This is a genomic window from uncultured Rummeliibacillus sp. (assembly GCF_934216135.1).
Classification (GTDB): domain Bacteria; phylum Bacillota; class Bacilli; order Bacillales_A; family Planococcaceae; genus Rummeliibacillus.
The window spans coordinates 1-15,017 of the sequence record NZ_CAKQBI010000012.1; the positions used below are offsets into that span (position 1 = coordinate 1).

Annotated in this window: 15 protein-coding genes; 3 read left to right on the forward strand and 12 right to left on the reverse strand. The window is 34.7% G+C overall.

Features of this window, described 5'->3' with window-relative positions; all coding sequences use genetic code 11:
- Window positions 1–165 precede the first annotated feature (165 nt).
- Window positions 166–465 carry a YlaH-like family protein gene (locus Q0977_RS09470; RefSeq protein WP_119414764.1) on the reverse strand — a complete coding sequence of 100 codons (300 nt, stop codon included), beginning with the start codon at window positions 463–465 and terminating at the stop codon, window positions 166–168.
- 119 nt (window positions 466–584) lie between these two features.
- Window positions 585–2,426, reverse strand: a complete 1,842-nt coding sequence (gene typA, locus Q0977_RS09475; RefSeq protein ID WP_119414746.1) for a translational GTPase TypA — start codon at window positions 2,424–2,426, stop codon at window positions 585–587.
- 181 nt (window positions 2,427–2,607) lie between these two features.
- Between typA and Q0977_RS09480 the strand changes: the two genes are divergently transcribed.
- The gene (locus Q0977_RS09480) at window positions 2,608–2,793 is read left to right on the forward strand and encodes a DUF5325 family protein (protein WP_119414745.1); all 186 of its coding nucleotides are present in this window, start codon (window positions 2,608–2,610) and stop codon (window positions 2,791–2,793) included.
- Between the two features lie 296 nt (window positions 2,794–3,089).
- On the opposite strand, the gene Q0977_RS09485 is transcribed toward Q0977_RS09480, so the two are convergent.
- Together Q0977_RS09485 and Q0977_RS09490 are read right to left on the reverse strand one after the other, a co-directional pair.
- Window positions 3,090–3,881 (reverse strand): inositol monophosphatase family protein, encoded by a 792-nt coding sequence (locus Q0977_RS09485; RefSeq protein ID WP_119414744.1) that lies wholly within the window; start codon window positions 3,879–3,881, stop codon window positions 3,090–3,092.
- A gap of 116 nt (window positions 3,882–3,997) precedes the next feature.
- Entirely contained in the window at window positions 3,998–4,195 is a 198-nt protein-coding gene (locus tag Q0977_RS09490) for a hypothetical protein (RefSeq protein ID WP_119414743.1), read from the reverse strand.
- A 163-nt stretch (window positions 4,196–4,358) separates the two neighbouring features.
- Between Q0977_RS09490 and Q0977_RS09495 the strand changes: the two genes are divergently transcribed.
- Window positions 4,359–4,985 carry a YktB family protein gene (locus Q0977_RS09495; protein WP_299513048.1) on the forward strand — a complete coding sequence of 209 codons (627 nt, stop codon included), beginning with the start codon at window positions 4,359–4,361 and terminating at the stop codon, window positions 4,983–4,985.
- Window positions 4,986–5,035: 50 nt separating this feature from the next.
- On the opposite strand, the gene Q0977_RS09500 is transcribed toward Q0977_RS09495, so the two are convergent.
- The 4 genes from Q0977_RS09500 to Q0977_RS09515 form a co-directional block, all read right to left on the reverse strand.
- On the reverse strand, window positions 5,036–5,326 hold the full coding sequence (locus Q0977_RS09500) for a UPF0223 family protein (RefSeq protein ID WP_119414741.1): 291 nt from the start codon (window positions 5,324–5,326) through the stop codon (window positions 5,036–5,038).
- A 124-nt stretch (window positions 5,327–5,450) separates the two neighbouring features.
- On the reverse strand, window positions 5,451–6,128 hold the full coding sequence (locus tag Q0977_RS09505; protein WP_119414740.1) for an LrgB family protein: 678 nt from the start codon (window positions 6,126–6,128) through the stop codon (window positions 5,451–5,453).
- A 1-nt stretch (window position 6,129) separates the two neighbouring features.
- Window positions 6,130–6,573 (reverse strand): CidA/LrgA family protein, encoded by a 444-nt coding sequence (locus Q0977_RS09510; RefSeq protein ID WP_158582312.1) that lies wholly within the window; start codon window positions 6,571–6,573, stop codon window positions 6,130–6,132.
- Window positions 6,574–6,723: 150 nt separating this feature from the next.
- Window positions 6,724–9,873: an efflux RND transporter permease subunit gene (locus tag Q0977_RS09515; protein ID WP_119414738.1), complete on the reverse strand. Its 3,150-nt coding sequence runs from the start codon at window positions 9,871–9,873 to the stop codon at window positions 6,724–6,726.
- Between the two features lie 106 nt (window positions 9,874–9,979).
- Between Q0977_RS09515 and Q0977_RS09520 the strand changes: the two genes are divergently transcribed.
- The gene (locus Q0977_RS09520) at window positions 9,980–10,816 is read left to right on the forward strand and encodes a TetR/AcrR family transcriptional regulator (protein WP_158582311.1); all 837 of its coding nucleotides are present in this window, start codon (window positions 9,980–9,982) and stop codon (window positions 10,814–10,816) included.
- Between the two features lie 50 nt (window positions 10,817–10,866).
- On the opposite strand, the gene qoxD is transcribed toward Q0977_RS09520, so the two are convergent.
- The 4 genes from qoxD to qoxA are packed head-to-tail and all read right to left on the reverse strand — an operon-like array spanning window position 10,867 to window position 14,666.
- A complete protein-coding gene (gene qoxD / locus Q0977_RS09525; protein WP_124218615.1) occupies window positions 10,867–11,154 on the reverse strand; it encodes a cytochrome aa3 quinol oxidase subunit IV in 288 nt (95 codons plus the stop codon).
- A gap of 2 nt (window positions 11,155–11,156) precedes the next feature.
- Window positions 11,157–11,756, reverse strand: coding sequence for a cytochrome aa3 quinol oxidase subunit III (gene qoxC / locus Q0977_RS09530; protein ID WP_119414735.1), 600 nt, complete (start codon window positions 11,754–11,756; stop codon window positions 11,157–11,159).
- Window positions 11,756–13,699, reverse strand: a complete 1,944-nt coding sequence (gene qoxB, locus Q0977_RS09535; protein WP_124218616.1) for a cytochrome aa3 quinol oxidase subunit I — start codon at window positions 13,697–13,699, stop codon at window positions 11,756–11,758. The genes qoxC and qoxB overlap by 1 nt, the downstream gene beginning before the upstream one ends.
- A gap of 58 nt (window positions 13,700–13,757) precedes the next feature.
- Window positions 13,758–14,666 (reverse strand): cytochrome aa3 quinol oxidase subunit II, encoded by a 909-nt coding sequence (gene qoxA / locus Q0977_RS09540; RefSeq protein ID WP_119414733.1) that lies wholly within the window; start codon window positions 14,664–14,666, stop codon window positions 13,758–13,760.
- Window positions 14,667–15,017 lie beyond the last annotated feature (351 nt).

Genomic DNA, 15,017 nt, shown 5'->3' on the forward strand with positions numbered 1-15,017 from the left:
CAATATAAAGATATAGGTAACACAATAGGATAAGGGTGGAGAATTGTGTCCCCACCCCAACTATTTACAAAGAGCCAAATTTAATTACTTTCTATCAAAGGACTATAAAGAAATCCATTATCCTATTCATAAAAAAAGAGTTGCCCGAAAAGGGCAACTCTTTTTTTATGAAGTAGCTTCTTTTTTCTTATCTCTACGTAGACGTACCTTGTAGACGATTAACACTAAAGCCGCAACTATTAATCCCTCTACCATTGGTAAGAAGAATGCTAAAAACGTTAATATAATACATCCCAAGAACAAGAACACATAAATCACAGCTGTTTGCCATGCTTTAAGTGCAGTCCTTGCAAATCCAAGATGATACACAATTGCTGTCAAAACGAAGATAACAGCTAAAAGAATATAACCTGCAATCGTATAATTTGGTGAATATTCGTAAATATAGCGAGCAACACCTGACATACGATCAAATACTTGGTCATGACCATCCGTAGAAGTAGATGCAGCGGCTTGTATAAAATTCAGTTTTAATAGGAAACCGGAATTAAACAAGATTAACATCTCCCCGTCTAGTGAAATTATTATTCAGCGCTACGTTGTTTTTTAGCAGCTTTTTCACGTTCATTTTTGTTAAGAATTTGTTTACGAAGACGAATAGTTTCTGGTGTAACTTCTAAGTATTCATCATCGTCCAAGAATTCTAACGCTTCTTCAAGAGTTAAGATTTTTGGTGTTTTAATAACATTTGTTTGGTCTTTGTTAGAAGAACGGACATTTGTTTTTTGTTTCATTTTAGTGATGTTAACAGTTATGTCGTTATCACGTGAGTTTTGACCTACGATCATACCTTCATAAATTTCAGTACCAGGTTCTACGAATAACACACCACGATCTTCTACTTGCATCATACCGTAAGTTGTAGATTTACCAGTTTCCATAGAAACAAGGGCACCATTACGACGACCACCAACACGACCAGATGCTACTGGTTGATAAGAATCGAAAGTATGGTTAATAATACCGAAACCTTTAGTTAATGACATAAACTCAGTTGTGTAACCGATTAATCCACGTGCAGGGACCATAAAGATTAAACGTACTTGTCCGTTACCTTCATTGATCATATCTTGCATTTCACCTTTACGATCACCTAATGATTCAATAATTGAACCAACGCAATCTTCTGGTACGTCAATTTGTACACGTTCTACTGGTTCACATTTAACGCCATCAATTTCTCTGATGATAACTTTTGGTTTAGATACTTGTAATTCATAACCTTCACGACGCATGTTTTCTACAAGGATAGATAAGTGAAGTTCACCACGACCAGAAACTGTCCATGCATCAGGTGAATCAGTTGGATCTACACGTAAAGATACATCTGTTTGTAATTGTGCATTTAAACGTTCTTCAATTTTACGAGCTGTAACCCATTTACCTTCACGACCTGCGAATGGTGAGTTATTTACTAAGAAAGTCATTTGTAAAGTTGGTTCATCAATACGCATTGGTGGTAACGGTTCAATATTGTCTTGTGGACAAACTGTTTCACCTACGTTGATTTCTTCCATACCTGAAACAGCGATTAAGTCACCTGCATAAGCTTCTTGAATTTCTTCACGTTTTAATCCGAAGAAACCAAAGATTTTAGTTACACGGAAGTTTTTCACTGTACCATCTAATTTAGAAAGTGCTACAGATTGACCGACATGGATAGTACCACGGAATACACGACCAATACCGATACGACCAACGAAGTCATTGTAGTCAAGTAATGCCACTTGGAATTGTAATGGTTCTTCACGAGTGTCAGCAGGTGCTGGGATATGACGAATGACTTCTTCAAATAGACATTTCATATCAGGTTCTTGTTTAGAAGGATCTGGATCTAAAGAAGCAGTTCCGTTTACACCTGAAGCGTAAACTACTGGGAATTCTAATTGGTCTTCGTCTGCACCTAATTCGATCAATAAGTCTAAAACTTCGTCTACAACTTCTTCTGGACGAGCTGAATCTTTGTCGACTTTGTTGACAACTACGATTGGTGTAAGTTTTTGTTCTAAAGCTTTTTTAAGAACGAAACGAGTTTGAGGCATACAACCTTCATATGCATCTACAACTAGTAAAACGCCATCTACCATTTTTAAGATACGTTCTACTTCTCCACCAAAATCGGCATGTCCTGGTGTATCTAAAATGTTAATTTTAGTATTTCCATAATGAACGGCTGTGTTTTTGGCTAGAATTGTAATACCACGTTCACGTTCAATATCATTAGAGTCCATTGCACGTTCTTCAACATGTTCGTTTGAACGGAATGTACCTGATTGTTTTAATAATTGGTCGACTAAAGTTGTTTTACCATGGTCGACGTGGGCAATAATTGCTATATTTCTGAGATCTTCTCTTAAATTTGTCATTGTTCCACTCCACATTCTTTTTTCGAGTCCATAACTTTGCTATTATAACATAAAAAACAGGGAATTGTCTTTTTTTCACTTACTTTTTCAACTTTTTTATTTATTAGTCATGAAATCCTTGATAATCTTATTATTTCGTTTGACAATAGAATTATAACAAATATTTTTTTGGAGGATTATAATGAATAAAGCAAAAATCGTCATGGCTATCTTTGCATTAGCAGGAATTTTAGCCATGTGTTCAATCGGATATGCAATCGCTGCTAGTAGTATTTTAGGTATTATTGGTGGTATTATAGCAGTTTGTGTCGTCTTTGGATTAGCATTTAAAACAAAACGCCAATTCCGCGACAAAGGATTATTGTAATAAAAGCGGAATGCGCTCGTTTAGCCCTGAAGTGCGTTGGAGGGCTCGAATCGAAAGCATCTTTCCAGCTTTCGACCGAGAGACCGAAACGACTCGAAGGGCTAGCGCATGGAGCTGGATATAATAAAAGCGGAAGCGGCTCGTTTAGACACGACTTGCGCTGGAGACTTCGAATCGAAAGCATCTTTTCAGCTTTCGACCGAGAAGTCGAAGCGACCTCGAGTGTCTAGTAGCATCAATATATAAAAGAGATTGCCCCAATTAATTGCTTTGGGACAATCTCTTTTTTTAGAATACTATTTTAATTTAATATAATGTTCAATAATTTCCTCATGAATAGAAGGATTTGCAATAATAAATCCATCTTGTTTTAACAGATTAATCGGTTTGTTTACTAGATTACTCGCAATTGCTCCTACTTCATTGGCAATTACTGCACCACCGGCAATATCCCAAGGAGATAACCGTAATGATAGATAGGCATCCATTCTTCCACTTGCAACTGATGCAATTTCTAACGATGCAGAACCATAAGATCTTGTCCCTCTAACCTTCCGAATAAGCTCTATCATAGGTTCATGCTCGATTCTCTTATTTGGAGTTACCCAAACTGCATTTACGCCAATGATTGATTTATCTAACGAAATTGGTTTGAGTGGTTTTAATGGTACATCATTCATAAAAGCACCCTTACCTTCAATTGCGTAGTACATCTGATTTCTCATCACATCATATATATATCCAAGTTTCCCTATTCCATTCATATAAATACCAACTGAAATAGCAAAGTTTCGATGTTGTCGAATAAAATTCATAGTCCCATCAATTGGGTCGACTATCCAAACAACCCCTTCAAGTGAATCAATCTTCTCCCCCATTCCTTCTTCACCTAAAATTTTGTAGGAGGGATCGAACTCTTTAATCTTTTGTATAAAAAATACTTCAGTTTCTCGATCTATATTGGTTACTAAATCATTGGCATCAGCTTTTGTTTCAATTTTCCACTTTTCTGAAAATGAATGCCGGATACGTTCTCCTGCTTCTATTATAATTGACTTTGCAAATTGATGAACTTCAGCAATCCCCATCGTTACCACACCTTCCCCAAAATACAGAGTTATTGTTATTCTTTTCATTATAACAAAAAAGACACCTGCTTCTCATAATGAAAAGCAAGTGTCATGTTAAAATATTTGAGGTTTCTCTAGGCGAACGCATGAAATGCCTCCAGTTCCATATGAATTTCAGCTAACCTCGCCTTACTTTGAGCAATTTGTTTTGCATCATTCAATTGCATTGCATCAAATAAAGTAGCTAATTCATAATCCACTTCAAGATGGAGTCCTTTAATATATTGCTTTTCAAAATCAACTTTACGAATGATATGAACGACTTGTTTCATGCAAATCAACTCCTTAAAATTTGAGGTTCAACATCAGAAAATAGAATTTTCTGACCATTTTCTACATTATATTCACTTTATTACGTTTGGTAAGTCCTTCTACAAGATTTTTTCCCATTTTTGAAATAAAATAAACATAAAGTTGAAAAAGGAGAGAAAAAAAGTGACTGTAAAATGGACTAACCAAGACTTTGATGTTTTTACAACGCCTGGTCTTGAAGAACGAATGTCAGAGCTTATCAAGCATGTACGCCCTAAATTTGAAGAATTAGGAACAACATATAGTACATACTTTTCAGTTAAAACGGGTGAAGAATTTTTCCCGCATGTTGCAAAACATGCAAGACGTAAAGTAAATCCTCCCATCGATAGTTGGGTTGCTTTCGCACCAAATAAAAGAGGCTATAAAGCACTTCCTCATTTTGAAATTGGACTTTTTAAAACGCATATTTTTATCATATTATGCTCTATTTACGAAGCTCCAACAAAGAAAGAAATAGCAAATAGTTTATTGAAAAATCTGAATATTTTTAGCGGAGTTCCAGGTGATTTTTATATTTCTGGCGACCATTTTGATCCAAATGGCATTTCATTAAGTGACGCAATAACAGATGGTTCACTTGAAAAACTTTTGGAACGACTACGAGATGTTAAAAAAGGCGAGTTTATGATCGGCATTCAAATCCCTAGAGAACAAGCTGTTAATCTATCCGCGGAAGAATTCGCGACAACAGTAGAAGAAACATTTGATGCATTATTGCCTATTTACAAAACAATGGTAAATGTGTAGCGAAAAAGCAATCGGTAATTCTCTTTTTTGAGCAGACCGATTGCTTTTTGTTATCTTCTACGTTTCACTGTTGTTCCTTTAATAATTGTACCATTTTGACTTGTTTTTGTCTGTTTAACAATCTCGTAGCTTCCATAACCACTTTCATCTTCAAAATCGCGAAAAATTGTTTTTTCTTCTGCCATAGATGGAACAATTTCTTTAAATCTACGATATTTCGATAATACTTCTTCTCGTTTTACACCTTTTTCATATGCCTTTTCAATTGTTTGAAAAAATGCGATTACATCAACAATTTCATCAGTAGACCACTCTGTTGAAAATGGGTATGAGTATTCCATATGGCAAGCCACCTCTTCATAATATTAAATATTGAGACTTCATTAATATTGTAAACTGTATAGCGAAAGGTCTGCAACTTTTCGTTATTAATAAATAGTATATTCCCTGGGAAATGACTTTATTCTAAAAAAATATTATGACAAATAAAGGTAATATTATTGAACCCAATACGGCCGTTAATGTCATCGATACAGATCCCATAGATAATGTCTTTTCACCATATTCTGTTAATTTTCCAACACCTATTCCATGAGCACTACTTCCCATAGAGACACCCTTTGCAATTGGCGTTTCAATTTTACAAATTTTATAGATGAATGGACCAATGATTGCACCAATTATTCCAGTTATAATTACAAATACTGCAGCTAGTGTAGGATTCCCATCTATCACTTTACTAATCTGCATTGCAACTGGTGATGTTATAGATTTTGGAATAAGCGTCATTAAATACTCATTTTTTAGATGTAATACACCTGCAAGTGCTATTACAATAGCAATACCACAAAATAACGCTGATCCGATTCCTGTTAAGATTGCTTTATAATTCTTAATAATAAGCTCTCGTTGTCTATACAATGGCAAAGCTAAACTTACCACTGTAGGCCCAAGAAGCCGATCAATCCATTGTCCTCCTATCATATATGTTTCATACGGAATCTGGAATACTAATAATACACTGACGATAATAATCGCACTTGTAAATACAGGGAAAAGGATAGGATGATAAAAATGCGTATAAACCTTTTTCATCAGAAAAAACACAAGTAATGTTGCCACACAAACGGTTATCGCTATCATTTTATAACTCCCCTTTTTGTTGTATTTTTTCAATAGTCGTTTCCACAATAGGTTCTACTAAATTTTCTGATTGCTTTTCTATATGATTTTCAACTAATTGCGTAGCTCTTCCTGATGCAACAATAGACAGTATTGTACTAACTAAGATAATTCCAATAATAATGAGCCCCTGCCAAGAAATAAGCTCTGGATAATCTACAATTCCTACTGTTACTGGAATAAAAAACAATGTCATATACGCTAGTAATGTTTCAGCTCCGCTGGAAATCCAACTCTCAGGAATTATTTTTGTAGCAAGTAACACAAACAATAAGATTAGTCCTACAATACTCCCCGGAAATTTAATATGTAAAGCTCCCATCAGCAATTTTCCACACTCAGATAATACATATAAGAATGCTACTTGGCTTAAAATTTTCAAATATTTCAACCCTCTCTGTTGCATAACAGAACACCCCATCCCATACTAATATAGTACAATTTATCAAAATATTCTAAATTTGTCTAGTTTATTTCTTCTAAAAGACTGATATAAAAAAGCCAGTCTTTGTAGAATATTCTACAAAAACTGACTTGTGATTTATTGGTATATATTTTAGTCTTCTTTATTCTCGTGTGCACGGTCTTTCTTCAAGATTTTAGAAATCAATTCGTATACTAAAGGTACAATTACTAATGTTAAAATTGTAGAACTGATTAATCCACCAATAACAGTAACCCCTACGCCTTTAGAAATAAGGCCGCCACCTTCAGCACCGATTGCTAATGGGATTAACGCACCAATTGTTGCGATAGCTGTCATTAGAATTGGTCGTAAACGTGTTGCACCTGCTTCTAATATTGCTTCACGCATGGTCATACCTGCATGTTCCATATGGATGATACGATCGACTAATACAATGGCGTTGGTTACAACAATACCTATTAACATTAATAATCCAATCAGAGAGGATACACTAATTGTTTCACCTGAAATATACAAGGCAACAAGTGCACCAATCACTGTAAATGGTAGTGAGAATAGGATTGCAAATGGTGCTAAACCTTCACCAAATGTAACAACTAGCGTGAAGTAAACAATGGCAATTGCTGCAGCGATTGCTAAACCTAATTTAGAGAAGGCTTCATTCATATCTTCTGCAACGCCACCGGTATCGACATTGACATTATTCGGTATGTCTAATTTATCAATATCTTTTTGAACTGCTGAAGATGCTTTTGTAATATCTTTTGACGTTACAGTAGCGGTAACATTTGCATAAATTTTACCTTTACTACGGTTAACTTGAGTTGATGTAGTTCCCTCTTTTACTTTCACAACATCAGATACTTTTACTTTTTTACCTACTGGTGTTTCAAGTTCTTCATTTAAAACTTCTTGGAACTTTTCAGGGGATGCGGCTTCCTTATGCACATTCACATCTAGTTCTTTACCATCCTTAGTTACAGTGGTTAAAACTTCTGTTTGTGTATTTGGATTAATCGCCATTGCAATTTGGCCAGTTGTCAACCCTAGAGCTTTAACTTTATCTTGGTCAATTACTAATGTTTTTTCTGCATAGTTCTCAGCAAGTGAAGTTTTAACATCTTTTAAGTTATCTTGTTTCTTCATTAATTTTTCAATGTCTTTTATAACCGGTCTAATATCTTCAACCGTATTACCATAAACAGAGTAAGAGAGTTCGTTACTTGATCCTGTAGATGTGAAATCTTGGCTCTTCCAAGTACCTTTTTGATTGACAGCAAGAACTTCTTTAATAAGTTTTTCTTTTACATCGCCAAAGTTTTCTGTATCTGTATCATAGATAACATAAACTAATGCACCATTCGATGCACCAGGCATCATTGGATTAGATCCACCAATTGAAGATTGAACTGTTTTAACATCTTTTTTGTCCATAATCATTTTTTCAATAACTTCTACATCATCAATGACTTTGTCTCGTGTTTCACCAGGTTCAGGTGTGTATGTTAAGTACACCATTTTTTGTTGGTCATCTGGTAAGAAACTAAAACCAACGAGAGGAGTTAAGAATAAGCTTGCGACTAAAATTACTATCGAAATAATAGATGTGGTCCATTTATGATCTAATACCCATGATAAAATACGTTTATAACCTCTCGATAATTTACCATGTTCTTCTTTTTTCGTTTTTTTGTTACCATATAACTCTTTTTTAAACAATGTATGCGCTAAAACTGGAACAATTGTAATCGCGACAATTAGGGATGCGATTAATGCAAACGCCATTGTTAAACCAAACGGTAAGAATAATTCACCTACCATGCCACCTACTAGACCAAGTGGTAAGAATACCGCAATTGTGACTATTGTTGAAGATAAGATAGGTTTGAACATTTCAATAGTTGCTTCTCTGATCAAAGCACGCCCATGTAACTTTTCATCTTCTAGATAAATTCTTCGATAGATATTTTCGACAACCACAATTGAATCATCGATTACCCGACCAATCGCAACTGTCATCGCACCTAATGTCATCATATTCAACGAAATATCCATTTGTTTTAGTACAGTAACAGCAATTAATAATGACATTGGAATTGAAATAATTGAAATAATAGTTGAACGAACATTACGTAAGAACAACATAATAATGATAACGGCGAAAATTGCCCCGAATAATGCCTTATCGAGCATCGTTTGAACAGAATCTTCTATCGGTTGTCCTTGATCGAGCGTTACCTCAATATCCATACCTTTGTTTTCTTTTTCAAACTTCTTCGCTTCATCCTTAATATCATTTACAACATCAACTGTATTTGCTTCTTGAGATTTAACAACTTGAACTGCAATAGCTGATTGTCCATTTGTACGCGAAACTGACTCTACATCACCAATGACTTTAATAGATGCTAATTCCCCTAATTTCACAAATGGTTTAGTTTGTTGGAAAGCTTTTGCACTTGCCGCTCCTTGTACATTTGCTTGAGCTGCTTTTGCCTGTGCTTGAGCTGCTTGTGCATTGGCAGAAGCACTTTGCATCGTTACAGGTATTTCTAAATTTTTCAAATCTTTTATTGTTGTCATTTTCCCATCAACAACAACTGATTGTTCCTCATCTTTGAATTGGAACATACCTAATGGTACTTGGGTGTCCATTGCTTGAACATATTGTTTAATAGTGTCTTCTGTAAGACCGTATTTAGCTAATTTCTTTTGATCGTAAGTTAACTCTACTTTTTCTACTTGTTGACCAGATACTGTTACAGATGCAACACCATCTACTCCCTCAAGTTTTGGTACAAAATAATTTTCTGTTGTTTTTGTTAAATCTGCTATAGATTGATCTTTATTGGCAACACTTAACGCAACAACAGGAAAAGCATTAATATTCACTCGATCTACAGTAGGTTTTTGAGCTGTTTCTGGTAGTTCTACCTTTTCAAGTGCTTCCTTTATATCACTAACTGCTTCTTTCATATCCGTCTCATATTTAAATTCTATTTGTAGACTAGAAGCATTTTGATATGAATTGGAGTAAACAGCTGAAACACCTTTCAAATGGTTTACTGCCTTTTCAAAAGGAATCGAAATATCATCAGCAACTTGTTGTGGCGTTGCTCCAGGATAGACAGTTGTTACAGTAGCAATCGGAACTGTAATATCTGGTATAGTTTCTAACTTCATTTTTGTTCCTGAATATACGCCTGCAGCAGCCACAATAATCGTTAGAAGCCATACAGCTAGTTTATTTTTTAAAACAAATTTAATCAGCGAATTCATTTTACACCGTCCTTTTTTGACTTATCGGTCACTATTCAATATAATAATGACCAATAAGTCAAAAGTCAAACTATACTATAGTAAGAATCATAGAAAGAGTGAAAATATGTCTAAACGTGATCTAATTATTGAGAAATCCATAGAGATCTTATCTGAACGATCAATAGCATCTACATCCATACAAGATATAACAAATGCATGTGGGATATCAAAAGGCGCATTTTATCTTTCATTTAAATCTAAAGAAGAACTGCTAATTGCAATTGTTGAGTATATTATTCAAGAAATGACTTCAAAATATCAGGACCTACTAAATCTACAAGTTGACCCAAAAGAAAAATTAACACAATACTTTATGTTATCATTTCATTTTTTTGAAAAAAATTCACCTTTTATCTCATCTCATATACGTGAACTTATCAAAATTGTAGATGAAAATGTTTCAGAAAAAATTCATAATCATTTTAGAATTGCTGATCACATGACCCTAACGATTCTTAAAGAAGTGTATCAATCTAAAATAGAAGAAACTCAATATGATTTACTAATATGTATTCGAAGTATGATGAAAGGATACGCTGAATTCATAGTTATGCAAAAACAAAAAGTTGATTATTATCAATTGAGTAAATACTTTGTGAATCGTATTGATCTACTTGTTGAGGCAAATGTACCTCCACTGATAACAAAGGAAATGTATGAACATAATCCACGAAACGTACAACGTATTGAAAAGAAAAACATTATTGACGAAATTAAAAATTGTAAAGAAAATTATCTAGATAATAGTTTTCTCATTGACACCTTTGATATGATCATTGAAGAATTACAAAAAGATTCCCCAAGAAAAGCCATCTTATTAGGGATGGCATCAAATCTTACGACTACCAATCATTTAAAATGGTTGGCTGTATTGCTCAACCAATTTACTGATGAAATGTAAAAAAGCAGTCTAACATCTAAATGTTAGACTGCTTCTTCATTTTGTCAGTATTACATATATCCCCAAACCATGGCTAACAATGTACCAAACACAGTGATTAAACCAACTACAACTGAGTAAATAATTGTAGCATATAAAGCTTTTTTATCTTCTGTTTCACCAATATGCATAAATAATACTAATTGAACAAGCGCTTGTGCAGCTGCTGTTACAAGAAGAACTGTCATGGCAACACCGTTAGACATTCCTTTAAACATCACTACGGTTAGTGCTGCGAGTGTTAAAACAAGAGAACCGACAAAGCCCATTACATGTTCTTTAGGAAATAGTTCTTTCATTTTTACAACACTCCTTTCAAGTAAACAAAGCTGAAGATGAAGATCCATACAACATCAAGGAAGTGCCAGTATAGTGAGAAGATAAATGCTTTGTTTGCTGTTTTAGCATTTAAACCACGTTTTTTAATTTGCATTAAGATGCCTGAACCCCATAGAAGACCGAATGTTACGTGAGCACCATGGGTACCTAGTAATGTCATTAATGAAGACATGAAGGCATTAGTTTGAATTGTTGCGCCATCATGAATATATGTTAAGAACTCATTAATTTCTACACCTAGGAATACAGCACCTAGAAGTAAAGTTAAGATGTAGAAAACCATCATTGCTTTAGTTCGTCCAATACGCATCGCATGAACACCTAAACCAATTAAGAAACTACTTGTTAACAATACGAATGTTTCAACTAATACAGGTGGTAATTCAAAAATTTCTTTACCTGTTGGACCTGAACCTGTGCGATCAACTAATGCGAAGTATACACTAAATAATGTCGCAAAGAGAAGGATTTCGGCCCCAAGGAAAACCCAGAAACCAAAGATTTTCAATTCATTTTCTTCTGTACTGTATTCTAAAGGAACTGATTTATTTTCTTTTGACATTATTGTTCACCTCTCAATCGACGTTCAGTTGCTTCGATTTCAGCCACTTCAATATGATGACCTTCATCTTTTTCAAATGAACGATAAGCCATAAAGCCTAATGTTGCAATAGCAAATACAATTACTAAAGACCATACACTAAATACAAAGAAGAATGAGAATAAGAATAATACACCAGCCATCCACATTGGAGCGCCACTATTATTTGGCATATGAATACGTTCATATTTGCCTGCTGTAATATCTCTACCTTCTTTTTTCGCATACCAGAATTCATCTAAACGATTGATTTTTGGTACAATTGCAAAGTTATATTCTGGTACTGGACTATGAGTTGCCCATTCAAGAGAACGTGCATCCCATGGATCGCCATTTAAATCGCGTGGACTATGACGGAAGCTGTAGTAAATGTTATAGCAAATTAACATAAATCCTACTGCCATCACAAGAGCACCAGCGAATGATAACATATTCAAAGGACCGAATCCTGTATCTGCTGAGTATGTGTACATACGACGAGCATATCCATCTAACCCTAAAATAAATAGAGGGAAGAATGCAACATTAAATCCTACTGCTATACACCAGAATGCTGCTTTACCTAATTTTTCATTCAAGCGGAAACCAAAGATTTTTGGCCACCAGAAATGATAACCAGCTAATACACCAAATACTGTACCTGGGATTAATACATAGTGGAAGTGAGCAACTAAGAACATTGTGTTGTGATATTGATAGTCGGCACTTGCCATTGCAAGCATAACCCCTGTTACACCACCGATTGTGAAAATCGGAATAAACGCTAATGCGTAAAGCATAGGTGTAGTAAATGAAATTTTCCCATGTCGCATTGTTAATAACCAGTTAAAGATTTTAACACCCGTTGGAACTGCGATCAACATAGTTGTTGTTGAGAAAATACCATTAACCATAACACCATGACCCATTGTGTAGAAATGGTGAACCCATACCATGAATGATAATAGTGAGATTAATACCATACTAAATACCATTGATGTGTAACCAAATAAGTTTTTACGTGAGAATGTTGAAATAACCTCACTAAAGATACCGAATGCTGGAAGAATAACGATATATACTTCAGGATGTCCCCAAACCCAGAATAAGTTTGCCCAAAGCATATCCATACCGCCATCTTGCATAGCGAAGAATTTAGTACCAAATTGACGATCTAAAGTCATCAAAGCAAGTGCAACAGTTAATACTGGGAATGCAAATGTAATGATGATATTTGTGATTAATGCTGACCAAGTAAACATAGGCATTTTCATTAATTTCATACCAGGTGCACGCATTTTCATAATTGTTGTGATAAAGTTAATCCCTGTCATTAGAGTACCCAAACCAGAGATTTGTAAAGCCCATGCATAATAGTTATTCCCTACACCAGGGTTAAATTCAATACCTGCTAATGGGAAATAAGAAGACCATCCTGCGTTTGGTGAACCACCAATTACGAAGGAAATATTTAGTAAACCTGCACCAGCTGCAAATAACCAGAAGCTAAGTGCATTTAATCTTGGAAATGCTACATCTCGTGCACCAATTTGTAATGGTACAACGACATTCATCAAACCAATGATAAATGGCATCGCCATAAAGATAATCATGATTAAACCATGAGTTGTGAATATTTCATTGTAGTGCTCCGCATTCAATAAGCCATTCTCTGGGACAGCGGTTTGTGCACGCATTAATAATGCATCAATACCACCTCTAAATAGCATAACCAATGCTACAAAGATATACATGACACCGATTTTTTTATGATCGACAGTAGTTAGCCAGTTTTTGTAAAGCCAGCCCCACTTCTTGAAGTAAGTCAATCCTGCAAATACCGCAATAGCACCAACTACAATACTTATCCCAGCACCTAAAATCATCGGCTCTTTCATCGGCGCGAATAATTCTTCCATGCTCATGTGTGTAACTCCTTTCTTGTCTCAATAGTCTAGTAATCTTTTAAATCGATCACTAAAACTAGTGAGACATATCCATTCCTTCCATTTCGTGAGACTCTTTTGAATCATCTTTTTCTTTTTTACTATCATTGTGTTTGCTCATATCCATTGGAGCTGGACTAAATGATAAGTGTGTTGAAGAAAAACTTTCTCTTCCTACGAAAGATGTTTTCAATAATTTATTGAATTTTGCTTCTGTTAATTTTGGTTCATTTGTTTTTACGTCATTAACCCATTCATCAAAGTCATCTTGTGACATTGCTTGTGTTTCGAATTCCATTTTCGCAAATCCTTCACCGTTGAAGTTTGAGTTACGACCCATATATGAACCTTCTTCATCAGCAGCTAAATGTATTTTAGTTACCATATCGCTCATAGCATATTTTTGACCTGCTAATTGAGGAATCCAGAAACTTGTGATTGGTCCAAATGAATACAATCTAAATTCAATTGGTCGATCTGTAGGGATGTTCACATAGTTTACTGTTTCAATACCTTGTTCTGGATAGCTGAAGTGCCATTTCCAGTTAGATGATGAAGCATAAACAACAAGCGGTTTTTTATCCCCATAACCTTTTGGTTGGTTTTCAACTTTAGAAGTCGTAAATACCGTTACAATTGCTAAAACGGTTACTATTAAAATTGGAATTACTGTCCAAGTGATTTCCAATACTTTACTTCCCTCTTCGTGTGGAGGTTCATAATCTGCTGTTTGTTTTGATGCACGATATTTCGTTAACATATTAACAAGTAATACATAAACGACTAATAAAATAACAGCCATTACTATTATGGATAAGATGATTGTATCCGATAAAGTCTTAGCATTCGGACCTTTTGGATCAAAAATCATCAAAGGTTGGCAGCCAGACAACATTAATGCCAAGAAAGCCATAACTGTCGGCATAATAAGAACTTTTTTCTTCATAATGTACTCCCTTCTCAAAAAACAATTAAAATATAAAGCTTTTAAAATGTTTTATTGAAGTATTCGTCCTTCTAAGATTTGAAACTACCTTCTGAATTAATATAGATTGAATTTGCTACAGTTATAGATTGTAGGTATATAACACTCACTCAATGTTTTAATAGCTCATGTTATATAAACGGACAATATAATAATATTCCCACAACCTATATAGTGGAAAAATGGCACCCAGGTTTTCGCGCCTTTTTCTCCTGAGGTTTTTCAATCATTTTTTAATTCAAATGAATTATACCTCCATATATTTAATAAAAAAATAAAAAAAACCTAATTCCATAATTTAATTGACTCATT

Coding starts and splice junctions, on each gene's coding strand:
- qoxA (WP_119414733.1), bottom strand. CDS start 14,666: ATGAAGAAAAAAGTTCTTATTATGCCGACAGTTATGGCTTTCTTGGCA.
- qoxC (WP_119414735.1), bottom strand. CDS start 11,756: ATGTCAAAAGAAAATAAATCAGTTCCTTTAGAATACAGTACAGAAGAA.
- Q0977_RS09485 (WP_119414744.1), bottom strand. CDS start 3,881: ATGGGGATTGCTGAAGTTCATCAATTTGCAAAGTCAATTATAATAGAA.
- Q0977_RS09480 (WP_119414745.1), top strand. CDS start 2,608: ATGAATAAAGCAAAAATCGTCATGGCTATCTTTGCATTAGCAGGAATT.
- Q0977_RS09515 (WP_119414738.1), bottom strand. CDS start 9,873: ATGAATTCGCTGATTAAATTTGTTTTAAAAAATAAACTAGCTGTATGG.
- typA (WP_119414746.1), bottom strand. CDS start 2,426: ATGACAAATTTAAGAGAAGATCTCAGAAATATAGCAATTATTGCCCAC.
- Q0977_RS09500 (WP_119414741.1), bottom strand. CDS start 5,326: ATGGAATACTCATACCCATTTTCAACAGAGTGGTCTACTGATGAAATT.
- Q0977_RS09510 (WP_158582312.1), bottom strand. CDS start 6,573: ATGCAACAGAGAGGGTTGAAATATTTGAAAATTTTAAGCCAAGTAGCA.
- qoxB (WP_124218616.1), bottom strand. CDS start 13,699: ATGAGCATGGAAGAATTATTCGCGCCGATGAAAGAGCCGATGATTTTA.
- qoxD (WP_124218615.1), bottom strand. CDS start 11,154: ATGAAAGAACTATTTCCTAAAGAACATGTAATGGGCTTTGTCGGTTCT.
- Q0977_RS09490 (WP_119414743.1), bottom strand. CDS start 4,195: ATGAAACAAGTCGTTCATATCATTCGTAAAGTTGATTTTGAAAAGCAA.
- Q0977_RS09505 (WP_119414740.1), bottom strand. CDS start 6,128: ATGATAGCGATAACCGTTTGTGTGGCAACATTACTTGTGTTTTTTCTG.
- Q0977_RS09470 (WP_119414764.1), bottom strand. CDS start 465: ATGTCAGGTGTTGCTCGCTATATTTACGAATATTCACCAAATTATACG.
- Q0977_RS09520 (WP_158582311.1), top strand. CDS start 9,980: ATGTCTAAACGTGATCTAATTATTGAGAAATCCATAGAGATCTTATCT.